Origin of the sequence: Ralstonia pickettii (genome assembly GCF_000607165.1) — a bacterium.
In the GTDB taxonomy this organism is placed as follows: Bacteria; Pseudomonadota; Gammaproteobacteria; order Burkholderiales; family Burkholderiaceae; genus Ralstonia; species Ralstonia holmesii.
Genome location: NZ_JFZG01000006.1, coordinates 348,638 through 373,326 on the forward strand (window position 1 = coordinate 348,638; position 24,689 = coordinate 373,326).

The 24,689-nt window shown below is 65.3% G+C and carries 18 protein-coding genes; 9 read left to right on the forward strand and 9 right to left on the reverse strand.

Annotation, left to right across the window (positions count from 1 at the left end; all coding sequences use genetic code 11):
• Nucleotides 1-62: 62 nt before the first annotated feature.
• From BG83_RS0107910 to BG83_RS0107940, 7 genes are all read left to right on the forward strand, one after another.
• Entirely contained in the window at nucleotides 63-782 is a 720-nt protein-coding gene (locus tag BG83_RS0107910; RefSeq protein ID WP_024976203.1) for an alanyl-tRNA editing protein, read from the forward strand.
• 9 nt (nucleotides 783-791) lie between these two features.
• Entirely contained in the window at nucleotides 792-1,730 is a 939-nt protein-coding gene (locus BG83_RS0107915; protein ID WP_024976204.1) for a DMT family transporter, read from the forward strand.
• Nucleotides 1,731-1,774: 44 nt separating this feature from the next.
• Entirely contained in the window at nucleotides 1,775-2,245 is a 471-nt protein-coding gene (locus BG83_RS0107920; protein ID WP_004629056.1) for a RidA family protein, read from the forward strand.
• Nucleotides 2,246-2,376: 131 nt separating this feature from the next.
• Nucleotides 2,377-3,567, forward strand: a complete 1,191-nt coding sequence (locus tag BG83_RS0107925) for a PLP-dependent aminotransferase family protein (protein WP_024976205.1) — start codon at nucleotides 2,377-2,379, stop codon at nucleotides 3,565-3,567.
• 47 nt (nucleotides 3,568-3,614) lie between these two features.
• Nucleotides 3,615-4,256 carry a glutathione S-transferase family protein gene (locus BG83_RS0107930; RefSeq protein ID WP_024976206.1) on the forward strand — a complete coding sequence of 214 codons (642 nt, stop codon included), beginning with the start codon at nucleotides 3,615-3,617 and terminating at the stop codon, nucleotides 4,254-4,256.
• Between the two features lie 90 nt (nucleotides 4,257-4,346).
• On the forward strand, nucleotides 4,347-5,633 hold the full coding sequence (locus BG83_RS0107935; RefSeq protein ID WP_024976207.1) for an MASE1 domain-containing protein: 1,287 nt from the start codon (nucleotides 4,347-4,349) through the stop codon (nucleotides 5,631-5,633).
• Nucleotides 5,630-6,454 (forward strand): alpha/beta hydrolase, encoded by an 825-nt coding sequence (locus BG83_RS0107940; protein ID WP_024976208.1) that lies wholly within the window; start codon nucleotides 5,630-5,632, stop codon nucleotides 6,452-6,454. The genes BG83_RS0107935 and BG83_RS0107940 overlap by 4 nt, the downstream gene beginning before the upstream one ends.
• Before the next feature lie 9 nt (nucleotides 6,455-6,463).
• Here BG83_RS0107940 and BG83_RS0107945 read toward each other — a convergent pair whose 3' ends face one another.
• From BG83_RS0107945 to BG83_RS0107955, 3 genes are all read right to left on the reverse strand, one after another.
• Nucleotides 6,464-9,619, reverse strand: a complete 3,156-nt coding sequence (locus BG83_RS0107945) for an efflux RND transporter permease subunit (RefSeq protein ID WP_024976209.1) — start codon at nucleotides 9,617-9,619, stop codon at nucleotides 6,464-6,466.
• 2 nt (nucleotides 9,620-9,621) lie between these two features.
• The gene (locus tag BG83_RS0107950; protein ID WP_037031646.1) at nucleotides 9,622-10,803 is read right to left on the reverse strand and encodes an efflux RND transporter periplasmic adaptor subunit; all 1,182 of its coding nucleotides are present in this window, start codon (nucleotides 10,801-10,803) and stop codon (nucleotides 9,622-9,624) included.
• Nucleotides 10,804-10,971: 168 nt separating this feature from the next.
• Nucleotides 10,972-13,335, reverse strand: coding sequence for a patatin-like phospholipase family protein (locus BG83_RS0107955; protein ID WP_024976211.1), 2,364 nt, complete (start codon nucleotides 13,333-13,335; stop codon nucleotides 10,972-10,974).
• 260 nt (nucleotides 13,336-13,595) lie between these two features.
• On the opposite strand from BG83_RS0107955, the gene BG83_RS0107960 reads away from it, so the two are divergent.
• Both BG83_RS0107960 and BG83_RS0107965 read left to right on the forward strand, forming a co-directional pair.
• Nucleotides 13,596-15,275, forward strand: a complete 1,680-nt coding sequence (locus BG83_RS0107960; protein WP_024976212.1) for an L-lactate permease — start codon at nucleotides 13,596-13,598, stop codon at nucleotides 15,273-15,275.
• Between the two features lie 166 nt (nucleotides 15,276-15,441).
• Nucleotides 15,442-17,274, forward strand: a complete 1,833-nt coding sequence (locus tag BG83_RS0107965) for an ABC transporter ATP-binding protein (protein WP_024976213.1) — start codon at nucleotides 15,442-15,444, stop codon at nucleotides 17,272-17,274.
• A 3-nt stretch (nucleotides 17,275-17,277) separates the two neighbouring features.
• Here the strand turns inward: BG83_RS0107965 and BG83_RS0107970 are convergent, their stop codons facing one another.
• From BG83_RS0107970 to BG83_RS0107995, 6 genes are all read right to left on the reverse strand, one after another.
• On the reverse strand, nucleotides 17,278-18,597 hold the full coding sequence (locus BG83_RS0107970) for an MFS transporter (protein ID WP_024976214.1): 1,320 nt from the start codon (nucleotides 18,595-18,597) through the stop codon (nucleotides 17,278-17,280).
• Between the two features lie 38 nt (nucleotides 18,598-18,635).
• The gene (locus BG83_RS0107975) at nucleotides 18,636-20,018 is read right to left on the reverse strand and encodes an amino acid permease (RefSeq protein WP_024976215.1); all 1,383 of its coding nucleotides are present in this window, start codon (nucleotides 20,016-20,018) and stop codon (nucleotides 18,636-18,638) included.
• Between the two features lie 260 nt (nucleotides 20,019-20,278).
• Nucleotides 20,279-20,824: a chromate transporter gene (locus BG83_RS0107980; protein WP_200869033.1), complete on the reverse strand. Its 546-nt coding sequence runs from the start codon at nucleotides 20,822-20,824 to the stop codon at nucleotides 20,279-20,281.
• The gene (locus tag BG83_RS0107985; protein WP_024976217.1) at nucleotides 20,806-21,384 is read right to left on the reverse strand and encodes a chromate transporter; all 579 of its coding nucleotides are present in this window, start codon (nucleotides 21,382-21,384) and stop codon (nucleotides 20,806-20,808) included. Before BG83_RS0107985 ends, BG83_RS0107980 begins: the two co-directional genes overlap by 19 nt.
• Before the next feature lie 4 nt (nucleotides 21,385-21,388).
• Entirely contained in the window at nucleotides 21,389-23,731 is a 2,343-nt protein-coding gene (gene parC / locus BG83_RS0107990; protein ID WP_024976218.1) for a DNA topoisomerase IV subunit A, read from the reverse strand.
• Between the two features lie 49 nt (nucleotides 23,732-23,780).
• On the reverse strand, nucleotides 23,781-24,677 hold the full coding sequence (locus BG83_RS0107995; protein WP_024976219.1) for a lytic transglycosylase domain-containing protein: 897 nt from the start codon (nucleotides 24,675-24,677) through the stop codon (nucleotides 23,781-23,783).
• Nucleotides 24,678-24,689: the final 12 nt, after the last annotated feature.

Genomic DNA, 24,689 nt, shown 5'->3' on the forward strand with positions numbered 1-24,689 from the left:
TACAGACACAGTTCGGTAGGATCAAGGTCAGAATTCCGCCCACACCGAACCGGAGACATCACATGCCCACGTTGAAACGCTTTGACGAAGACGCGTACCGCGCCACTTGCGACGCCACGGTCGTCGCCGTGCATCCGGAAGGCATTGAGCTGGACGCGACGGTGTTCTACGCGCGCAGCGGTGGCCAGGCTGGCGACACCGGCACGCTCACCCTGGCCGATGGGCAAACCATCGCGATTGCCGACACCGTCTACAGCCCCGATCGCCAAACCGTTCTGCATGTGCCTGCCGACCACGCTGGCCTCACGCTGCTCGCGCCCGGCACGCCCGTCACGGCCGCCATCGACTGGGACCGCCGCCATCGGCTGATGCGGCTGCATACGTGCCTGCACCTGCTGGGCTCGCTGATTCCCGTGCCGGTCACGGGCTGCGGCATCTCGCCGGACGCCGGTCGCGTCGATTTCGACTTGCCTGAATCTACGCTCGACCGCGACACCCTCACCACGCAACTGAATGAACTCATCGGCCGCAACACGCCGGTGCGCATCGATCTGATCACACCGGAGGAACTGGCCGCGCAGCCCGAACTGGTGCGCACCATCGGCGCGGCACCGCCGGCGGGCGCATCGGCCATCCGCATCATCCACATCGACGGCATCGACCGCCAGCCGTGCGGTGGCACCCACGTGCGCGCCACCGGAGAAATCGGCCGCGTGGTCGTCACCAAGATTGAAAAGAAGAGCCGCCAGAACCGACGCGTGGCCGTGGCGTTTGCAGATTGAGCGGCCGCCATGAACAAGTCCGCCGCCCTGCCCATGCAACATGTTGACCACGCTGAACGCCGCGGCCTGCTGCTCGGCTTCATCGGTGTGGCCATCTTCAGCCAGACACTGCCGTTCACGCGCATGGCCGTCGCCGAGCTGGATGCCACCTTCGTGGCGCTGGCGCGCGCGGTGCTGGCAAGCATCCTGGCGCTGGGCCTGCTTGCGGCAACCGGCGCGTTTTCTGCGGCCAAACGCCCGCGCGGCAAGCAGTGGTGGCAACTTGCAGTGACGGCGATGGGCGTGGTGGTGGGTTTTCCGCTGTTTTCATCGCTGGCCATGCGCGATGTACCAGCCGCCCATGGCGCCATCATCACCGGCCTGCTGCCGCTTGCAACCGCCATCTTTGCCGCCTGGTTCGGGCGCGAGCGGCCGTCCGCAGGGTTCTGGCTCTGCGCAATGGTGGGCAGTGTGCTCGTCGTTTCATTTGCCCTGCTGCAAGGAGCGGGCGCCCTGCACCGCGCCGATTGGCTGCTCTTCGCCGCCATGGTGACCGGTGCCCTCGGCTATGCCACCGGCGGCAAGCTCGCGCGCGAACTGGGCGGCAAGCAGACGATTGCCTGGGCGCTGGTCGTCTCGCTGCCCGTGCTGCTGCCGCTGGTGGGCGCGCTTGCGTGGCTGCCGTCGACACATCAGGCCGAAGCGCTGGCGCATGCGTCGTCCCGCGCCTGGATCGGGCTGGCCTACGTGTCGGCCTTCTCTATGTTCATCGGCTTTCTGTTCTGGTACTCCGGCCTGGCGGCAGGCGGTGTTGCGCGGGTCGGCCAGATACAATTGCTGCAACCTTTCATGACGTTGATCGGCGGCTGGCTGCTGCTGGGCGAATCGCTCGACGCGCCTACCGTGCTGTTTGCGTTGGCTGTGATTGCCGTGGTCGGCATCGGCCGGCGAACGTCGGTACGCCGATAGCAACGTCTTCCCCTTTTGTTTACCGCACTCACCAAGGAGTCTTCATGACCGCCTCGCACGACGCACAGGCCAAGCTCAAGCAACTCGGCATCGAACTGCCCGCCGCCGGCGCCCCCGCTGCCGCCTACGTCATGGCCGCGCAAACCGGCAATCAGGTCTTCCTGTCCGGCCACATCGCCAAGAAAGACGGCAAGCCGTGGGTTGGCAAGCTGGGCGCCGACATGACCACCGAGCAAGGCAAGGCCGCGGCACGGGCCATCGCCATCGACCTGATCGCCACGTTGAACACGCACCTGGGCGGTGACCTCAGCCGCGTCAAGCGCATCGTCAAGGTGATGAGCCTGGTCAATTCCACGCAGGAGTTCACCGAGCAGCACCTGGTGACCAACGGCGCATCGGAACTGTTCGCCGACGTGTTTGGCGACGCCGGCAAGCACGCCCGCAGCGCCTTTGGCGTCGCGCAGATTCCGTTTGGCGCGTGCGTCGAGATCGAGCTGATTGCCGAAGTCGCCTGAGCGACGCTTTTTCCCGCAGTCTCTAAGGTGACGGCCCAACGTTGGATGGGCCGGTTGCCTGCTATTCTTTTCGCTTTGCCCACCCACGGCGCCTGCTCACGAGGTGGGCGCCGCAACACTAGGACCACACCATGGACCACACCGCCTGCACCTTCTCCAGCCGCGCTCAGAAACTGACCAGCTCGGCGATCCGGGAAATCCTCAAGATCACCGAACGTCCTGAGGTCATTTCGTTTGCCGGTGGCCTGCCCGCCCCCGCCACCTTCCCGGTCGAAGCGATTCAGGCGGCGTGCGCCCGCATGTTTGCCGACAACCCGCAGGCCTCGCTGCAATACACCCCGACCGAAGGCCTGTCGGTGCTGCGTGAGTGGATCGCCCAGCGTCATGGCACCACCGCTTCGCGCGTGCTGATCACCACGGGCTCGCAGCAAGGACTGGACCTGCTGGGCAAGATTTTCATCGACCCGCAAAGCAAGGTGCTGGTCGAAACGCCGACGTACCTGGGCGCACTGCAGGCGTTCTCGCTGTTCGAGCCGACTTATACGTCCATCGCCACCGATGACAAAGGCCTGCTGCCGGACGCGCTCACGCCAGAGCTGGCTGCCGGCGCGCGCTTCTTCTACACGATCCCGAACTTCCAGAACCCGACCGGCCGCCGCCTGCCGCTGGACCGCCGCCAGGCCCTGGTAGCCCGCGCGAAGGAACTCGGCGTGCTGCTCGTGGAAGACGACCCGTACGGCGAACTGAGCTACACCGGCGACGCCCTGCCGTCGCTGCGCTCGCTCAATCCGGACGGCGTGATCTACATGGGCTCGTTCTCGAAGATCCTGGCGCCGGGCATGCGCCTGGGTTACATCATCGCGCCCGAACACATCCACTTCAAACTCGTGCAGGCCAAGCAGGCATCGGATCTGCACACGCCCAGCTTCACGCAGCGCGTGGCGTACGAGGTACTGAAGACCGGTCTGCTCGATACGCACATCCCGAGCATTCGAAACCTCTATGGCAAGCAGTGCGAGGCGATGCTCGACTCGCTCACGCGCCATATGCCGGCCGGTGTGCACTGGAACCGACCGGAAGGCGGCATGTTCATCTGGGTGGAAGTGCCGGAAGGCATCGATACGATGGCGCTGCTGGAAAAGGCCGTCGCGCGCAACGTAGCCTTCGTGCCGGGCGCACCGTTCTATGCCAACGCGCCGCGTCGCAATACGCTGCGCCTGGCGTTCGTGACGGTGGCACCGGAGCGCATCGAGCAAGGCATTGCCGTGCTGGGCGAATTGATCCGCACGGAAATCGCAGCGCTCACGCCCAAGGCCGCCTAAATTACATAACAATCCATTCCATCCATTCAAGAAAGGAGCCGTCGTCGATGCTGCGGATCTGGGGAAGACTCTCTTCGGTCAACGTTCAGAAGGTCGTCTGGTGCGCGCATGAGCTGTCGCTGGACCATGAGCGCATCGACGTCGGCGGCGCCTTTGGCGGTGTCGACACGCCGGAATTCAAGGCGATGAACCCGAACGGCATGATCCCCGTCATCGAGGACGGCCTGAACGATTCCGGCGACACGCGTTTCGTGCTGTGGGAATCCAACGCCATCGTGCGCTATCTCTCGGCACGCTACGGCCCGGGCAACCTGTATCCGCTCGAACTTCACGAGCGCGCCGATGCCGACCGCTGGATGGATTGGCAGACCACGTCATACAGTCCGTCGATGGTGGATGCGTTCCTCCAGCTCGTGCGCACGCCGGAAGACCAGCGCGACGCCGCGCGCATTGAACGCTCGCGCCAGGCCTCCGAGCGCAGCACGGCCATTCTCGAAGCCGTGCTGGCCAAGCAGCCCTACGTGGCCGGCCAGCGTTTCACCATGGCCGACATCGTGTGCGGTTGTGCTACGCACCGCTGGCTCGGCTTGCCGATGGAGCGCCCCGCCCGACCCAACCTTGAGCGTTGGATGACGGAGTTGCGCGATCGGCGCGCTGCTCGCGAAGTGCTGGCGCTGCCTGTCGTATAAGCCATCAGCAAAACCGATTGCGGTAGCATCACCAACCGCGCACGGCACCTACGCCGGCGCGGTTTTTTGTTTTCACCGAGGGAAACCCGGATGCCATTGAACCGACCTTCCACCACCGTCGCCACGATCCTGTGGGGCGCGCTTTACCTGGTTGCCGCCATCGTGTCGCACCGGCTGAACGGGCCGGTCGACATGACGGGCTACATCTGGTTGCCGGCGGGCGTGACCATGGCCGCGTTCATGCTGCGGCCGTACCGCGAATGGCCGGGGCTGGGGGCAGCGTTTGCCGTGGCGCAACTGGCGCTGGCGGCCATTGAACACACCAACCCGGCCCACGCGATGCTCTTCGTGCTCGACGAGGCGGGCAGCGCGGCGCTGGCCGTGGCGCTGGTGCGGCTGGCGCGCGTGCCGCTTGAAGGGCTCTACTTCGTACGCGCGATGCTGGTGGCGGGCGCGGTCAGTGCGCTGCTGGGGGCGCTGTTCGGGGCGGCATGGTTTGCGTGGTCGCAAGGCGGCTCGTTCGGTCACGTGCTGCGCATCTGGGCGGCGTCGGATTTCCTGGGCGTGCTGATCGTCACGCCGGTGCTGGCGGCATGGTCGCGCTTTCGCGCATTCCGCTCGGGCGGTACGGACCGTACGGATTTCGTGCTCGGTCTGGCGGCCGTCGTTGCGCTGGCGCTGTCGGCGTACGTCATCTTCGATGGCAACAGCGATGCCAAATTTGGCGACGGAATCGGCTTTGCGCTGACGTACGTCCCGCTGTTCTTTGCCGTGGTGGTGGCCCTTCTGTGGGGCGGACGCGGTGGCTCGATGGCGGTGCTGCTGCTCACGCTGGTGGCGCTCACGCAAACCGCTGAGGGCGACGGCCCCTTCGCCGTGCTGGATCATCACTATGGCCAGTCGCTGCTCGAAGCGCAGCTGTACCTGGGCATTGCCGCGCTGCTGGTACTGCTGGTGAGCGCGCTCAAGACCACGCGCGAGCAACTGCACGAGCAAAGCGCGCAGTGGCAGAACCGCGTGGAACTGGCGTTGGCGGCGTCGGGCCAGCTCGTCTACACCATCGACCCCGCCAGCGGCCGCATCGACTGGGGCGGCGACGTCGCCCTCGTGTTCGGACACGAACCGGCAAGCATGGCGTCGATCTCGACCGTGCTGCAACTGGTGCATCCGGATGACCGCGATGCGCTGCGCGCGCGTTGGCTCGGGACAGGCGCACCGGAAGACGAGATCGTAACGCCCACACGCCGCCAGACACTGCGCATCACCGCGCGCGACGGCACGCTGCACACCGTGGTGGATACCGGTGGCCCACTGACGGACGCCGTTGGCAATACCGCGCTCGTAACCGGTACCTGGTCGGTCGAGACCGCACTGTGACCCCATCGGCATCCGGCAGCACGGCTGTGCTGCTGATCCATGGCCTGGGCGGCACAGCCTACGACCTGGGCGTGCTGCAGAAAGCGCTGCGCAGCGCCGGCGCCGTCACGCACGTGCCGACCTTGCCCGGCCACGGCACGCGGCCCGAAGACCTGATCCACATGCGCGCCGAAGCGTGGCTTGAAACGCTCACGCAAACCTATGAGCGGCTCGCCGCAGAGCATGACACCGTGCATATCGCAGGGATGTGCATGGGCGCACTGCTGGCGCTGGTGCTGGCGCATCGCGTTCGGCATGGCATTGTGCGCGCGCAAGACAGGCTGGCGCTGCTCGCCACGCCCATCCATATCGATGGCTGGTCGACGCCGTGGTATCGAGATCTGCGCTACGCGGTGTATCGCATCCCGGGCATGGCTGCGCGCATGCGCGTGGAAGAGGACGAGCCATTCGGCATCAAGAACCCGCTGTTGCGGCGGGTCATCAAAGCCAAGCTCGCACGCGGCGACAGCTTCCACTACCCCTGGGTGCCACTGGCGTGCATTCGGCAGGTGGATCGGCTGCGACGCTGGGCGCTGGCCGGGGCGCCCGATACGCAGTGCCAGACGCTGGTGATCCATTCGCGCGAAGACGAACTCACCAGCCTGCGCTCCGCCGAAACGCTGCAGGCCACCCTCCCCCATGCGCGCAGCGTGGTGCTGGAAAACAGCTACCACATGATCTGCGTGGACAACGACCGCGACCAGGTTGCCGCAGAGGTCCTCGGCTTCTTCGGTTTCGACCCAGCGGTAGCCAGGCGCAAGAGCCCAGCCACCGCGGAGTGATCGCGCCAATCAGGCGGCCGGCCCCACACTTTCGTGCTCGTGCGCCGCGTCCAGCCTGCGCTGCCGTTCGCTGCCCTTGAACACGCCCCGCACCACCACAAAGAACACCGGCACCAAAAACACCGCCAGCACCGTCGCCGTGATGATCCCGCCCAGCACGCCCGTACCGATGGCGCGCTGGCTGGCCGATGCCGCACCGCTCGCAATCGCCAGCGGCACGACACCAAACGCAAACGCCAGCGACGTCATCACGATCGGCCGGAAGCGCAGGCGCGCTGCCTCCAGCGTGGCTTCGATCAAGCCCATACCCTGCGCCACCAAATCCTTGGCAACTTCGATGATCAGAATTGCGTTCTTGGCCGACAGGCCGATGGTGGCAATGAGCCCGACCTTGAAGTAGATGTCGTTGGGCAGGAAGCGCAGCGTGGCGCCCAACAGCGCGCCCAACACGCCCAGCGGCACCACCAGCATGACGGCCAACGGAATCGACCAGCTCTCGTACAGCGCGGCCAGACACAAAAACACGACGAGGATCGACAACGCAAACAGCGCCGGCGCCTGCGCACCCGACAGACGCTCCTCGAACGACTGGCCTGTCCACTCGTAGCCAAAGCCCTCAGGCAGGCTGCGCGCAATCGACTCCATCGCCGCCATGGCCTCGCCGGAGCTGTGACCGGGTGCAGGCGAGCCGGTGATCGTCATGGCCGGAAAGCCGTTGTAGCGATCCAGCTTAAGCGGCCCGACCATCCACTTCGTGGTGGTGAATGCGGATAGCGGCACCATGGCCCCCGTCGCGTTGCGCACGTGCATGCGGCCAAGCTGCTCGACCGAGACGCGCTGCTTGCCGTCTGCCTGGACGATCACGCGGCGAACCTGGTTGCGGTAGACGAAATCGCCCGCGTAGTCGGAGCCGAACATCACGGCCAGCGTGCGGTTGATGTCTTCGATCGACACGCCCATCGACAGGGCTTTCTTGCGGTCCACATCGATCAGGACCTGCGGCGCATCGCCCTGGCCCGCGAACGTGACTTCCGATAGCGCAGGATGCTTGGCCGCCTCGGCCAGCATGTGGTCGCGCGCCTGCGCCAGGCGCTCGTAGCCGGCACCGCTTCGGTCTTGCAAGCGCAGGTCAAACCCGGGCTTGCTGCCCAGTTCCGGCAGCGCGGGAGAGTTCATCGCCATGACCATCGCGCCCTTGATCTTGCCGAACGCCGCGTTGGCGCGTTCGACCACGGCATCGACATGCTGGTCATCGCCCTTGCGCTGCTTCCAGTCCTTGAGCGTCAGGAACAGCATTGCCGCGTTCTGGCCGTTGCCGTACAGGCTGAACCCCGTGATGGCCAGCGTGGACGCAACGGCCGCCTCCTGCGTCATGAAGTGCTGCTCTGCCTGCCGCACGACGTCGAGCGTCTGCGCCTGCGTAGCGCCAGTCGGCAACGTGACGACGGTCATGAATTCGCCGGTATCTTCTTCCGGCAGAAAGGCCGTCGGCAATTGCATAAACAGCAACACCACCGCGCCGATGATCGCGCCATACGCCACCAGTGCGCGGCCCGTGCGGTTGAGCAGCCGCGCGACACCGTTCTGGTAGCGCGACGTCAACCGCGCAAAGCCCCGGTTGAATGCACCGAAGAAGCCCTTGCGCTCGGCACCATGACCGGCCTGCACCGGCTTGAGCAGCGTCGCGCAAAGCGCCGGCGTGAGCGTCAGCGCCAGGAATGCCGAGAAGACCATCGACACCGCCAGCGACAGCGAAAACTGCCGGTAGATATTCCCCACCGCGCCGCCAAAGAACGCCATCGGCACGAACACCGCCGTCAGCACCAGCGAGATGCCGACGATGGCCCCACTGATCTGGCGCATCGCCTTGGCCGTCGCCTCGCGCGGCGAGAGCCCTTCTTCGTGCATCACGCGTTCAACGTTTTCCACCACCACGATGGCATCGTCGACAAGGATGCCGATGGCGAGCACCAGGCCGAACAGCGTCAGTACGTTGATGGAAAAGCCCATCGGCAGCATCACCGCAAACGTACCCAGCAGCGCGATCGGCACGACCAGCGTCGGGATGAGCGTCGCGCGCAGGTTCTGCATGAACAGCATCATCACCAGGAACACCAGCACCACGGCTTCGAGCAGCGTCTTGACGACCTGCTCGATGGCAATGCCGACAAAGCGCGAGCTGTCGTACGCCACTTCGTAGCGCACGCCTGGCGGGAAATGCGCCTGCGCTTCGTCCAGCACCGCTCGCACGCGCTTGGCCACACCCACGGCGTTGGCGCCCGGCGCGAGCTTGATGCCGATGGTCGTGGCCGGCTTGCCGTTCATGCGCGAGAGGTACAGGTAATCGCTGCCACCCAGTTCCACGCGGGCCACATCGCGCAACAGCACCATGCGGCCCCGCGTGTCCGCACGCAGGGGAATCTGGCCGAATGCGTCCGGCGTGGTGAGCCCATCGTCACCGGTCACGCTCGCGTTGATGGGCGCGCTGCCCGGCACGGCTGCGCTGCCGATCTCACCCACGGTGATGCGCGCGTTGTAGCGGCGCACGGCATCGCTCAAATCACCCGCGGTGAGGCCCAATGCGGTGAGCTTGTCGGCATCGGGCCAGATGCGCATGGCGTATTCCGCGTCGAACAACTGCGCGGTGCCGACGCCCGGCACGCGGCGCAGCTGCGGGATCAGATCAGACGAGGCGAGGTCGCCCAGGTCGATGCCGTCAAAGCGGCCGCGCTCGGCTGCCAGCGACAGATACATCATGTAATTCTCGGCCGCCTTCTCGATGCGGATGCCGTTGCGGCGCACGACCTCAGGCAGGCGCTCCTCGACGATCTTCAGCCGGTTCTGCACCTCCACCGCCGCAAGATCGGGGCTCGTGCCCTGCGTGAACGACAGGTTGATCGACACGTTGCCCGCCGCGTCGGACGAAGACGACATGTACAGCAGCCCCGGCGCGCCGTTCATCTCGCGCTCGATGATGGCGGTGACGGCGCTCTCCACCGTGCGCGCGGACGCGCCCGGGTAGTTGGCGGAGATGCTGACGTTGGGCGGCGCGATGTTCGGATACTGCGCCACCGGCAGCTTGGGCAACGCGAGCACACCGGCCAGGATGATGGCCAGCGCAATCACCCAGGCAAAGACCGGGCGGTCGATAAAGAAGCGTGCCATGGTCAGCCCTTCTTCGGCTTCGTGTCGGCGCGCGGTGCCGCAGGAACCGGCTTGACCGCCATGCCTGCTGCCAGCGTCTGCATGCCGGGAATGGCAATGCGCTCGCCGCCGGACAGGCCGCTCGTCACCAGCCATTGATCGCCAGCCAACGTTTGCGCAGCCACGGGCTGCGCCGCCAGCGTGTTGTCTGCCTGCACCACAAACACCGTCGCCCCATGGCGGTCGCGCTGCAACGCGCCCTTCGGAATCGTCACCGCGCCTTGCCGCACAGCGTGCGAGAGCTTCACGCGCACGTACATGCCGGGCAGCAGCAAGCCATCGGGGTTGGGCAGCACGGCGCGCATCGAGACGTTGTCGGTCGCGCGGTCCACCGCCAGATCTGAGAACAGCAGCTTGCCCGGGCGCTCGTACGCCACGCCATCGCTCAGGATGACCTGCACGCCGATGTCCTGGCCGCTCAATGCAGCGGCTTGGCCCTTTTTGAGCGCGCGCTGCAAGGCGAGCACCTCGGCGGCGGGCTGGGCAAAGTCGACATACATCGGGTCGATCTGCTCGACGGTGGTGAGCGGCGTGGCAGCGTCTTCCTTGACCAACGCGCCTTCGGTCACCTGCGCGCGGCGCGAGCGGCCGGCAATCGGGGCTGTAACGGTGGCATAGCCCAGGCGCAGCTGCGCGGTTTGCAGCGCAGCGCGGCTGGACACCACGTCCGCTGCAGCCTGACGTTCGGCGGCTTGCGCTTCAGCGTATTCCAGCTCGCTCACGGCGCGCGTGGCAGCCAACCCCTTGTAACGCACAGCCTTGTCGCGTGCGATGGCGAGCTGAGCCTGCGCGCGGGCAAGCGCACCTTGCGCGGCGTCCACCTGTGCCTTGAGCGGCGCGGGGTCGATGCGGAACAGCACCTGGCCGGCCTTGACCAACTGGCCTTCGTCGTAGGCGCGCTTAAGGACGATGCCGTCGACGCGCGCACGCACTTGCGCCGTGCGATACGGCTCCAGGCGGCCGGGCAGTTCGGTCACCAGCGGCGCATCCGAACGTTGCGCAACGGCAAACTCGACCTCCGGCGGGCCGGCCGGCTTGGCGGTCTCATCCGCACGCTTGCCGCACGCCTGCAACACAGCCAACGCGCACGCGCTCAGCAACCACCGGGACGAACGGGAACGACGGAACAACACGGAGAACATCATGAGAAGGGGGCTGGGCGCGACCGCGCCCGAGGTCTTGAAAAAGCGAAGCGGAAGGCTAGCACGCACATCCGCCGCAAGCTGATCGATTGATTTTTCAATCTGATCAAGACCTTACGAAGCAAGCAGTGCCAGCGCGTGCAGGCAGGTGCGCTCCCGTTTGATGCTGTTTCAGAAGACGCGGCCGAGCTGCAGGTACACGTTCCACACGCCCTGCGGCGCCACCGCAAAACCGAAATACAGCGGCCCGATCGGGCTGTTGCCGCCAACGAATACGCTGCCGCTCTTCAGGTAAGGGCCCCGCCCGAAGTTGTTGCGCAGTTGCCAGACGTTGCCGGCCTCACCGCTAGCGCCGAACACGGGCGTGCGCAGGCCGAGCAGATCGTCGATACGAAGGTCGTACAGATACGTGAGCCGGCCGTAGAGGAGGTACTGGCCGTTGAACTGATCCTGCGCGTAGGCCGAGAGATGCTGGAAGCCGCCGAGGTAGAAGCCTTCGTTGGCGCCACTGCCACTATTGCCGCCGTTGTCGCGCGTGGGGCTGTTGGCGCCGAACTGCCCGGCACCTTCCAACGCCATGTTGAACGTATGGCGCCCGTAGCTCGTGGCCCACAAACCCTTGGCCTGGGCGGTGTTGTACTTCTTGTCGAGCGAACCGAAACCGGCTTCCATGCTACCAAACAGGTAGTAGCCGCTGCGGGGAAACAGCGGATCGTCGAGCTGGTCCAGCGTGAGCTGGGCACGAAAGGCCGGCTGCTGAGCGCGCAAGGTATCCAAGGTCGTCGCATCCACGATATTCCCGGACTCGTCCGCGATCAGTGCCAGATAATTGAACGTCGCCGTCTTCCTGACGTAGTTCACGCCTAGGCGCAGTTCACCCTTGCGGCCCAACGGGATGCCCAGGTCAACGCCGGCGCGCGCTGTCTCGATTGTCAGGTTGTTGAACGGCTTGGCGTCCCGGGTTGGCGGCAGATCGTCAAAGTAGAGATCCGATCTGCGGCGCGAATACTCCGCATACGGCGCGATGTAGAAGCCGCGCGCCTGCCACAGCGGCTGCCGCAGCTCGGTGTGGATGCCCGCCCGGTTGCTGCCGAGCACGATGTCATTGCGCCACTCCAGCCCGCTCTGCGTGAGCCACGGATACCGATGGCCGAGGTTGACGTTGAATGCGCCGCGCCCGTCGAAGTTGGTCGACATGCCCAGCCCGAACAGGAAGAACTGGTTGCCCCACGACTTTTCGTGCGCGTCGATCTTGAGCGTGTGCACGCCGTTCTCTTCCACGAGTTGCTGTGTGACGGTTTCGAAGTCGCCCGTGGTGGCCAGCGCCGACAGCTCGCGGTTGAGCGTTTCGGCGTCATACGCATCGCCTTCGCGCACCTTGATCAACTGGCGCACACGCGCGGGCGGCACGCGGCCGCTGGTCGTCACGTCAATGGCGTCAATGCGTGCGCCCGCCACCAGCACGCCCTGCGGCTCATGGGCCGCGCGGTACACGGCATACGCCTGCGGCGACAGCGACAACGCCGCAAGCTTCGCTTCAGCGCCCTGGGCGGCACGCTCACCCTGCCGCACGCCCTGCGGGCCCTTGGCGAAATCGGTAAACGAGAGCTCCGAGAGCTGCGGCTCGATCAGCACATCCTTGCCGCGCAGCAGCGCCTTTTGCGCGCGCACGTTCTGGCCAACGAGGATGGTGATCATCTGCTGCGTCACCGCCGCCGGCGAGGCCAGGTCTTCCGGCCGCTGCAAGTCCGACCCGATGTTGACGGCGATGATGATGTCTGCCCCCATGTCGCGTGCAAGCTGCACGGGCAGGTTGCTCACCAGGCCGCCATCCACCAGCGTGCGTCCGCCCACTTCGATGGGCGCGAACAGCCCGGGCACCGCCATGCTGGCCCGCATTGCCAGCGGCAGCGAGCCGTGGTCGAGAATCACCCCGTCGCCAGTGGCCAGATCCGTCGCCATGGCCTTGAACGGAATCGGCAGGCGCGAAAACTCGATGTTGTCGGGCCACTGCGCCGTCCAGTTCTTGAGCAGCGCAAGCAGGCGGTTGCCCTGCACCAGGCCGGTGGGCAGCTTGAGCTTGCCGTCGCCATAGCCGGCGGACAGGCCGATCGGATACTGGAAATCATCCTCGCGCAGCGATTGCGGCAGCTTGGCGCGATCATTGCGGTCGAAGGCGATGTCGCTCAGGTCGACCTGCGAGAGCTTCTGCTCCAGCGCATCCGCACGCATGCCGCTGGCGTACAGCCCGCCCACCACGGCGCCCATGCTGGTAGCGGCAATCACATCCACGGGAATGCGCATGCGCTCCAGCATCTTGAGCACGCCAATATGCGCATAGCCGCGCGCCCCGCCGCCCGAAAGCACCAGACCGATACGTGGCCGCGTCGATTCGGTGTTCGCCTGGGCGGGCGCTGCCGCTGTCTGGCCATGCACGGCGGGGGACAGCGTCGCCAGTGACACAAATGCGGCGAGCACGGCGGCAGCCCATCGGGAGCCGCGTCGGCGAATCGGAAAGGCCGTCAGAGAAGCCATGGATAGGGGGCGAAATGGGATGGTGGTCTGCGCTGCAGGCGCAATGATTCCACAACCCGGATTTACCCGGTGCAATTGCTTGAGCCGCGCCATACCACGCGCTGGCGCCGATGAATACTTTTCAGGGCGAAAGTGACAGAATATTGCCGTTACCCGGACACGCTTGTTCCTACAATCCGCGTTTGCCCCTGCGAAAAAGGGGCAGCAGAAGACGTTCGGTATCGAGAAGAACCGAAACGCCCAAACAGGAGGAGATCAAGATGTGGAATCAAGTCTATGACCCGCTCGGCAGCGCCGTGTGGTCAACCTTAGCGGCCGGGATACCGGTTGCCGTGCTGCTGTGCTCGCTGGCGTTCTTCCATATGCAGGCCCATCTGGCGGCCGGGTTGGCGCTGATTGTCGGGGTGGGGATCGCCTCGTTCGTGTTCGGCATGCCGACCGCAATGGCCGGCAAGGCGGCAGGCCTCGGCATCATTTCGGGCCTGTTCCCGATTGGCTGGATCGTCCTGAACATCATCTTCCTGCACCGGCTCACCACCTTGAACGGGTCGTTCAAGGTCTTACAGAGCTCGATTTCCGGCATTACCGAAGACCGCCGCCTGCAACTGCTGCTGGTGGCATTCAGCTTTGGTGCCTTCTTTGAAGGCGCAGCGGGCTTCGGCACGCCGGTGGCTGTCACGGGCGCCATCCTGATCGGCCTGGGCTTCTCGCCGCTGGCCGCCTCTGGCTTGGCCCTGATCGCCAACACCGCCCCGGTGGCCTACGGCGCACTGGGCGCGCCGCTCATCGGGCTGGCCTCGGTCACGGGGCTGGACTTGCTGAAGCTGTCGGCCATGGTTGGCCGCCAGTTGCCGTTCTTCTCGGTGCTGGTGCCGTTCTGGCTGATCTGGGCGTTCGCGGGCTTCCGCGGCATGCTGCAGATCTGGCCGGCGATTCTGGTGGCGGGCGTGTCGTTCGCCATTCCGCAGTTCCTGGTGTCGAACTTCCACGGCCCGTGGCTGGTGGACGTAATTGCCGCACTGGTGTCGATGGGCTCGCTCACACTGTTCCTGAAGGTGTGGAAGCCCAAGACGATCTGGACCTCGACCGCCCTGCGCAACCGCGAGGATAACTCCCGCGTCGACCCCGAAGCCGCTGCCGAAGCGCGTGCCGCTACCAGCGCTGATGCCAATACCAAGATCACGCGCGTGCAGGCTTGGCTGCCGTGGGTGATCCTGACCGTGTTCGTGTTCATCTGGGGCATTCCGCAGTTCAAGGCGTTCGCAGACGGTCTGTGGCAATTCAAGTTCCCGATCCCCGGTCTGGACAAGATGGTGCTCAAGGGCCCGCCGGTGGTCGCGAAGGAGACCGCCGAAGGCGCGGTGTTCCTCTTCAATGTGCTGTCGATGGCGGGCACGGGCATCCTGGTCTCGGCCATCGTGGGCGGCCTGCTGATGGGCTACTCGGTGCCGCGCATGGTCAAGGAATACTGGAACACCATCAAGCTCACGCGCTATTCGCTGCTGACCATCTGCGCGATGTTCGGCATCGGCTATCTCACCCGCTATTCGGGCCTGGACGCAACGCTGGGCCTGGCCTTCGCCCACACCGGCGTGCTGTACCCGCTGTTCGGCACGATGCTGGGCTGGCTGGGCGTGGCGCTCACGGGGTCGGATACGGCCTCGAACGTGCTGTTTGGCGGCCTGCAGAAGACCACGGCCACGCAACTCGGCTTGTCGCCAATCCTCATGTCGGCAGCCAACAGCTCGGGCGGCGTGATGGGCAAGATGATCGATGCACAGTCCATCGTCGTGGCCTCCACCGCCACCAAGTGGTACGGCCACGAGGGCGACATCCTGCGCTACGTGTTCTTCCACTCGCTGGCGCTGGCCTTCCTGGTGGGCCTGATGATCACCCTGCAGGCTTACGTGGAGCCGTTCACGCGGATTGTGGTGCACTAAGCGCCGCCTCCCGGATGAACAAGAAAGCCGCTCAACCGAGCGGCTTTTTTCATGGCGCGATGCGTCTCAAGAGCCGCCAGCAAGGGCACTTTCACGCGCGTATCATGGGCAGCTCTTCCGCGCACGTCCCGCCCTGGGGCGTCGGTCTCTTCTCCCCCGACCCGACATGCTGCTGCGCCGCCTGGAAAAGCTCATCGATCCGTTCCGTCCCCTGCCCGACACGCAGCCTCCGGCCAATGTCTGGCGCTTCTACGCGTACTTCCTGCGCGAAGTGCGCGGCGTCTTCGCATTCCTGCTGCTCGTTGGGTTGCTGGGCGCGCTGATCGAAGTCGCGCTGTTCGACTTCCTCGGCCGTATCGTCGACATGATCCAGGCGACACCCGGCTCAGCGTTCTTCGGCCGTCACCGCAACGAATTGCAGTGGATGGCCTTTGTGGCGCTGATCGCACGGCCGGTCATCTTCGGCCTGCACGACGTGCTTGTGCACCAGGTCATCAACCCGAACCTGTCGAACCTGATCCGCTGGCAGAACCACCGTTACGTGCTCAAGCAGAGCCTGACGTTCTTCCAGAACGACTTTGCGGGCCGCATTGCCCAGCGCATCATGCAGACCGGTTTCTCGCTGCGCGATTCCGCCGTGCAGTCGGTGGATGCGCTCTGGCATGTCGTGATTTACGCGATCAGCGCGCTGGTGCTGTTCGCCAAGGCCGACTGGTGGCTCGTGGTGCCGCTGCTGGTGTGGATTGGCTGCTACATCGCGGCCCTGAGCTACTTCGTGCCGCGTGTGAAGGCGCGTTCAGTTATCGCCACGGAATCGCGCTCCAAGCTGATGGGCCGCATCGTGGATGGCTACACCAACATCACCACGCTCAAGCTGTTCGCCCATACGCAGCATGAAGAAAGCTATGCGCGCGACGCCATGGCGGAGCAGACCGACAAGACGCGCCTGTCCGGCCGCATGATCAGCGGCATGGATTTCACCATTACGGCCATGAACGGCCTGCTGATCGTCGGCACGTCGGCGCTCGCGCTCTGGCTGTGGAGCCAGGGCCGCGTGAGCGCCGGCACCATTGCGCTGACCACGGGGCTGGTGATCCGCATCAACAACATGTCGGGCTGGATCATGTGGGTGGTCAACGGCATCTTTGAAAACGTCGGGCAGGTGCAGGACGGCATGCAGACCATCGCGCTGCCGCGCGCCGTGATCGACCAGCCCGGCGCCAAGCCGCTGCAGGTGACGCGGGGCGAAGTGCGCTTCGAGCACGTGGGCTTTCACTATGGCAAGGGCAGCGGCGTGATCGAAGGGCTGGACCTCGTGGTGCACCCCGGTGAACGTATCGGCCTGGTCGGCCCGTCGGGCGCGGGCAAGTCGACGCTCGTGAACCTGCTGCTCCGGCTGTACGACGTGGAGCGCGGCCGGATTCTGGTGGACGGCCAGGACATTGCCGCCGTGACGCAGGAAAGCCTGCGCGAGCAGATCGGCATGGTCACGCAGGACACATCGCTGCTGCACCGCTCCATTCGCGACAACCTGCGCTACGGCAAACCCGACAGCACCGAGGCAGAGTTGTTGCAAGCGGTACGCCGTGCGCGTGCCGACGAATTCATCCCGCAGCTATCCGACGTGCAAGGGCGACGCGGCTTTGACGCGCTGGTGGGTGAACGTGGCGTGAAGCTCTCGGGCGGCCAACGCCAGCGCATTGCGATTGCGCGTGTGCTGCTCAAGGACGCGCCGATCCTGATCCTGGACGAAGCCACGTCAGCGCTGGATTCGGAAGTGGAAGCGGCCATCCAGGAAAGCCTGGAAACGCTGATGCAGGGCAAGACCGTGATTGCCATTGCGCACCGGCTCTCAACCATCGCGCGCATGGACCGGCTGGTGGTGCTCGACGGCGGCCGCATTGTCGAGAGCGGCGCGCACGCCGAGTTGCTCGAACACGGCGGCCTGTATGCGCGGCTGTGGGCACACCAGACCGGCGGTTTCGTCGGGGTGGACTGAGCGTTACGAGAGGCGCCGGCCGAGGGTCTCGGGCACCATCGCCAGGCCGATCAGCGAGACCAGCCCGCAACCGATCACGTAGAAGGCCGGCGCGTTTGCGTTGCCCGTGAGTTGGATCAGCTCGGTCGAGAAGAACTGGGCAAAGCCACCGAAGATGGCAATGGCAACGCAGTAGGCGATCGACAGCCCCGTGGCGCGCAGCCGCTGCGGCAGCACCTCGCTCACGAGCACCATCGACGCCGGCGAGGTCATCGACATCGGCACCGACAGGCAGCCGACCACGATCAGCAACCGGGCAAGCGATGGCTCAGCGTTGATGAGCGCGAAGGCCGGATAGATCATCGCCAGCAGCGCAACGCGCGACCACAGCACGACCTTGCGGCGCCCGATGCGGTCTGCCAGCCGGCCCGCAAACGGTGAGAGCACCACCTGCACCAGCGCCGCAATGCACGCCGCCCAGATACCCAGCGACAGCGGCATGTGCAACACGCTCACGGCGTAATTGCTGAGGTAGTAGACGATGATGTACGTGGACGAAGCCACGCCGATCATCAGCAGAATGCTCGCCACCAGCGTGCGGCGGTGTTCGCGCAGCAGCGGCAGCGTTGCGTCGGCTTCGCGCGTGCTGTGCGGCGCGGCGGTTTCTTCGAGGCGCCGGCGGATAACCAGGCCGACCGGGATCACGAGAATGCCGATTACGAACGCGAGCCGCCAACCCCACGACTCCAGCGCCGCGGGCGCCAGCAGGTTGCTCAGCAGCAAGCCGGCCAGCGCGCCGAACAGCGCTGCCAGCCCTTGGCTGAACGGCTGCCAGCTCGTATAGAAACCGCGTGAGCGGTCGTCGGCGTACTCCAGCAGCAGCGCGGTCGAAGCGCCCATCTCACCGCCGATGGCAAAACCCTGCACGAGCCGTGCAAGCACGACGAACATGGGCGCGAGGATGCCAATCTGGGCGTAGGTCGGCGTGACAACGAAGATCAGCGACGACAGGCCCATCAGCCACAGCGTGAGGGCCACGGCGGGCTTGCGGCCTGCGCGGTCAGCGTACATGCCGATCAGCAGGCCGCCAAGCGGACGCATCAGGAAGCCGACGCCGAACGTGGCGAACGACATCAGCAACTGGCCGGTGGCGTTGCCGACCGGGAAATACAGCCGGCCGATCAGCGTGGCAAAGAAGCTGTAGACCACGAAGTCATAGAACTCCAAGCCGTTGCCGATGGTGATGGCGGCAATGGCGCGCGTGCGCGACAGCGGTTGCGCCGGTACTGCCGCATGCGCGCCGTCGCGGCCAGCGTACGACGGCGCGGTGGTGTGGTTCGACATGGGTTGTCTCCGAAACTCGCTTTCTTGGGCGGCCGGGCTCACGCCCCGCTTGCCTCTTCAGCCAACACGGCTGCGGCGTTGGGCTTGACGCGCACATACCACGCGGCCGACATGAGCAGCACCCAGCCTGCGCCGACGTACAGCGCCACGCGGGTGTCTTCCATGTAGCCCAGCACGCCGATCACGAACAGCATGAACGCGATGGCAAGCGCCGGCCCGACAGGCCACAGCGGCACCTTGAACTTGAGCGCACGCACTTCTTCGGCTGACAGACGCCGGCGCATGGCCACCTGCGAGAGCAGGATCATCAGCCAGACCCAGACGGTGGCGAACGTGGCGATCGACGCGATGATCACGAAGACGTTCTCGGGAATCAGGTAGTTCAGCACCACGCCGCCCAGCAGCGCACCGGCCATGAACAGCACCGTCACCCAGGGCACGCCGTGGCGGGAGGTGGCCGCAAAGATGCGCGGCGCCTGGCCCTGCTCGGCCATGCCGTACATCATCCGGCCCGCGCCGAAGATGTTGCTGTTGATGGCCGAAATGGCCGCCGAGATGACGATGAGGTTCAGGATCGCCGCCGCAGACTGGATGCCCAGCCCCGAGAAGATCTGCACGAACGGGCTGCCCTGGCCGTCGATGCCCGTCCACGGGAAGATCGCCATCAGCACACACATGGTCAGCACGTAGAACAGCAGGATGCGCGCCGGCACAGCGTTGATGGCCTTCGGGATGACCTTGTCGGGGTTCTGCGCTTCACCGCCGGTAATGCCGATGATCTCGACGCCGCCGTACGCAAACATCACCACGGCAAACGACGCAATGAGTCCGCCCACGCCATGCGGCAGGAAGCCGCCATGCGACCAGAGATTGCTGAGGCCGGACGCATGCTCGCCGTTCATCTTCACGCCGAGGAACAGGATGACGGTGCCGCCGACGATCATGGCGCCGATCGCCACGATCTTGATGAGCGCGAGCCAGAATTCCATCTCGCCGAACACCTTGACGTTGCACAGGTTCAGGCCGCAGATGAGCATGACGATGCCGAGCACCCAGATCCATTGCGGCACCTCGGGAAACCAGAAACCCATGTAGATGCCGAACGCCGTGACGTCAGCCAGGCAGACGATCACCATCTCGAGGATGTACGTCCACCCGGTCAGAAAGCCGGCGAGTGGACCGAGGTTGTCGCGCGCATAACGGCCGAAAGAACCGGAGACCGGCTGGCGCACCGCCATCTCGCCGAGCGCGCGCATGACCATGTAGACGGCCGCACCGCCGATGATGTACGCGAGGATCACGGCCGGCCCGGCCAACTGGATGGCCGAAGCGGACCCGTAGAAAAGGCCCGTACCGATGGCCGAACCGAGCGCCAGAAAACGGATATGCCGCGCGCGCAGGTTGCGTTGAAGGTGTTCCAAACTGTCTCCTCTTTATGTCGGCGAGGTTGCCCGCGGGGCCCGTACAGACTTGACGCGCAGGTCGAGCGGATGCGAATTGATATACAGACAACATCGCGTAGATATATATGTTGTTGTATATACATCATCAACGGCATTGGGGTATTCCCGAAGGGAAGCGGGGCCGGTATCTACGGCAAGCGCGCAAAGAAAAAGGCGGACTTTCGTCCGCCTTGGATTCGCTTGCGGTGAACGCCGCGCAGCCGGTGCGACTGAGGGCGCTACACCCAGCCCATGCCGCCAACTAACGCCCCCAGCCCTACCAGCACCAGCGGGTGGACGCGGGTGAAGGTGCAGGCCACGACCGTTGCGACGGTCAGCGCGACGGTGCTGAAGCTGCTGTCTGCTCCTCGGGCAAGCACCCAGCCGGTGGAGAACAACAGACCGATCGTCAGCGGTGCAAGGCCACGGCGGACCAACGCGATCCAGCGCGCGTCGGGCTTGCGGTTCATGACGCGCGCGATGACGGCGGCGATCACGCACGACGGCCCGCAGATGCCAACCAGCGATGCGACTGCACCGCCCAGACCCGCCGCCTGCCAGCCGAACAGTTCCACAAACAACACGTTGGGCCCGGGTGCCGCCTGCGAGATGGCATACATGGCGCTCAACTGTTCGCTCGTCATGTAGTGGCGCGTGTCGACCAGAAAACGATGCATGTCTGGCAGCGTCGAACTGGCCCCGCCGATGGCGAGAAACGACAGCACCAGAAAGTGCCAGAACAGATCGAAGACGGTGGTGAGGTAGCTCATCGCATCGCCCTCCATTCGAGCAGGAGGGCAAGCGGGATCAGCACCAGCATCACGGGAAGCAGCGGCCACTGCAGCACGCCGATGGTGAGGACGACCGCCAGACCGATGCAGACGGCACGCCAGGTGCGCGACTGGCCCTGCGCCAGCTTGACGGCGGTTGAAAGCACCAGCCCCGCCGCCACCGCTGCCATGCCCTTGAGCAGGTTCTGCACCAAAGGCAGCGCGCTGAATTGGTCGTACAGCATGACGATCAACAGCAGCAGCACGGCAGGCGTGAGCACAAGGCCGCCCATTGCGGCCGCGGCGCCACGCACGCCGTGGTACCGATAGCCGAGCATCACCGACAGGTTGACGACATTCGGACCGGGCAACACCTGCCCGAGACTCAGCAGCTCGGCGAACTCGGTGTTGGATAGCCAGCGGTTGCGATCCACAATGCCGGCACGCGCGAACGGCAGCACGCCGCCAAAGCCCGACAGCCCCATGCGCGCAAACTCGGTGAAGAGTTTGCGGCACGAGGGAACGTTTGCGTCTGTCGCCGAAGCCGCATCAGGCGGGGCGTGCGGATCGCTCATCAGATCAGGCAGCTGCCGGTGCCGGTTTCGACAGGGAGAGCTTCGGATCGCGCAGTTTGGGCTCCAGCGTCTTGCCCTTGCGTGCGCGCTTGCCTGCGTACGGCTCTTGCGCGCGGGTCGTCAGGCTCTGTTCGACGGCCTTGCCGCCGCGTGGGCCAGTGCCCGAGAGCACGAAGCCCGCCGCACCGAAGGCCAGCGCCTGGAGCAGCGTTTCGTTCTTCTCCAGCTCCATCAGGATCACGCCACGGCCACCGCTGGCGAGCGTCTTCAACTCGCTGATCTGGAACAGCAGCATGCGGCCGCCTTCCGACAGGCACGCCACGCCATAAGCGTCAGCCGGCACCGGCGCCGGCTTATTGGGCTGGTCGCCCTCGTCCAGCGTCAGGAACGCCTTGCCGGCCTTCTGGCGGCCGACCATGTCGCCCACCTTGGCGAGGAAGCCGTTGCCGCCGCGCGTGGAAATCACCAGATTCTGTTCGGCGTGGCCCGCGAACGTGTGGGCGATATGCGTGCCCGGCGTGAGTTCGATCAGCGTCGTCAGCGGCACACCATCGCCACGGCCGCCCGGCAGGTTGGCCACCGCTACGGAATAGACGCGACCCGTGCCCTTGTCGTCGCGCGTGCCGAAGATCAGCAGCGCGTCGGTAGTACGGCATTCAAACGTGTCGTACAGCGTGTCGCCTGCCTTGAAGCCGAATTGCGTGGCGTCGTGGCCGTGGCCCTGGCGCGTGCGCACCCAGCCCTTCTGCGAGACGATCACCGTGACGGGTTCATCGACGATCTTCACTTCGGCGGCGGCACGGCGCTCTTCCTGAATGAAGGTGCGGCGGTCGTCGCCATATTGCTTCGCGTCGGTCTCGATCTCCTTGATGATGCGACGGCGCATCATGGTCTCGGACTTCAGCAGCACGTCCAGCTCGCCCTGTTCTTCGCGCAGGTTCTTCAATTCCTGCTCGATCTTGATGGCTTCCAGGCGTGCGAGCTGGCGCAGGCGGATTTCCAGGATGTCTTCGGCCTGACGGTCGCTCAGGTTGAAAACCTGGATCAGCGCGGCCTTGGGGTCTTCGCTCTCGCGGATGATGCGGATCACATCCTCGATGCGCAGCAGCACCAGCTGCCGCCCCTCGAGGATGTGGATGCGGTCTTCCACCTTGCCCAGACGATGGCGCGTGCGGCGCGTGACCGTGGCAAAGCGGTAGGCGATCCACTCGCGCAGGATCTCCGCCAGCCCCTTCTGGCGCGGGCGGCCATCCGTGCCGATCATCACGAGGTTGATGGCCGCGCCCGACTCCAGCGACGTATGTGCCAGCAGCGTGTTGGCAAATTCCTGCTGGTCGATGTTCTTGCTCTTGGGCTCGAACACGAGGCGCACCGGTGCGTCCTTGCCCGACTCATCGCGCACCGCGTCGAGCAGACCCAGCATGGTCTGCTTCATGGTGAGCTGATCCGGCGACAGCGACTTCTTGCCCGTGCGCACCTTCGGATTCGTCAGCTCTTCAATCTCTTCCAGCACCTTCTGCGACGAGGTGTTGGGCGGCAATTCGTTCACCACGAGTTGCCACTGGCCGCGCGCGAGTTCTTCGATCTTCCAGCGCGCGCGCACCTTCAGGCTGCCGCGACCGCTCTCATACACCTGCGCAATGTCGGCTGCAGACGAGATGATCTGACCGCCACCCGGGAAGTCCGGCCCAGGCATGTACTGCATCAGATCGGAGCTGGTGAGCTTGTCGTCGCGAATGAGCGCCACGGTGGCGTTCGCCACTTCGCGCAGGTTGTGCGACGGGATCTCCGTGGCCATCCCCACCGCAATGCCCGATGCGCCGTTAAGCAGCACGAACGGCAGGCGCGCCGGCAGCAGCTTCGGCTCGTCCATCGAACCGTCGTAGTTGGGGATGAAGTCGACCGTGCCCTGGTCCAGCTCTTCGAGCAGCAGACGCGAGATGGGCGTGAGGCGCGCTTCGGTGTAGCGCATCGCCGCCGCACCGTCGCCATCGCGCGAGCCGAAGTTGCCCTGCCCGTCGATCAGCGGGTAACGCAGCGAGAAATCCTGCGCCAGGCGCACCAGCGCGTCGTAGGCGGATTGATCGCCGTGCGGGTGGTATTTACCGAGCACGTCGCCCACCACGCGCGCCGATTTGACTGGCTTGGCATCGGAGCGCAGGCCCATCTCGTGCATCGCAAACAGGATGCGGCGCTGCACCGGCTTCTGGCCATCGGCCACCTCGGGCAGCGCGCGGCCCTTGACCACGCTGATGGCGTAGTCGAGATAGGCGCGCTCGGCGTAGGCGCCAAGCGTGAGCGCTTCGGCCGGCTCGCTGGGGTCGAAGAGGATGTCTTGTTGTTCCATGGAGGCTCAAGCGAAAGCGGCGCGCTTCAACGTTGCGGCGCCGCCGGGATCAATGTTGGGGGATGTTCGTGGCCACGCCGGTGGCCGGGTCCAATACGAGTTCGATGCGTGCGGGCCGGCCCGTACGGCCTGGCTTGCGCGTGGCGATGACGCCGTTGGCGCTCACATTCATCAACCCGGGCACGGCGGCGACCGGGTTGTAGTAACGATAGAACTGCAGCACCGTCTTCACGTAGTTCTGGGTCTCGGCGTAGGGCGGAATGTCGTTGCCGTGCTTCTGCACCGCGCCTTCGCCGGCGTTGTAGGCGGCCAGTACGAGTTCAAGGTTGCCCGAGAACATGCGCAGCAGATCGCTCAGGTAACGCACGCCGGTGGTGATATTCGTTTTCGGGTCGGCCAGCTTCTGTGCGGCCGTGCGGCGGGCGTCGCCGGTCACGCCGTAGCGCGCGCCGGTATCCGGAATCACCTGCATGAGCCCGATTGCGCCCTTGGGCGACACGGCCTGCGGGTTGAAACCGGATTCGGCGGCAATCACGGCCTTCACCAGCGCGGGGTCGATACCGTGCTTGCTGGCGGCCTGACGGATCAGCGGCTCCACCGTCGGCACGTTCGGATGCTGCAACACCGCGCGCACCAGACGCTGGCGCATGCCGCCGGCGTTGTCGAGTGCATCGCGCTTGCTGGCGTTGAGGTAGGCATTGGCATCAGGCAGCTCGGTTGCCGGCAGGGCGATGGCGCTGTCGTCCTTGTTGCCGTCCTTATCGTCGCCCTTGCTCGCCACTGCGGCGCCCTTCATGAAGAGCACGTAGCGATCGTCCAGGCGTTCCGCAGAGAAGTGCGCGAGGCCGTTTTCATCGATGTAGCCGTAGACGTCCGCGCGCACCGGCTGGCTGGCCAGGAGGGCCAGCGCCGTCAATGCGAATGCGAAACGTGCGAAAAGCTTCATCGTTGTCGGTCA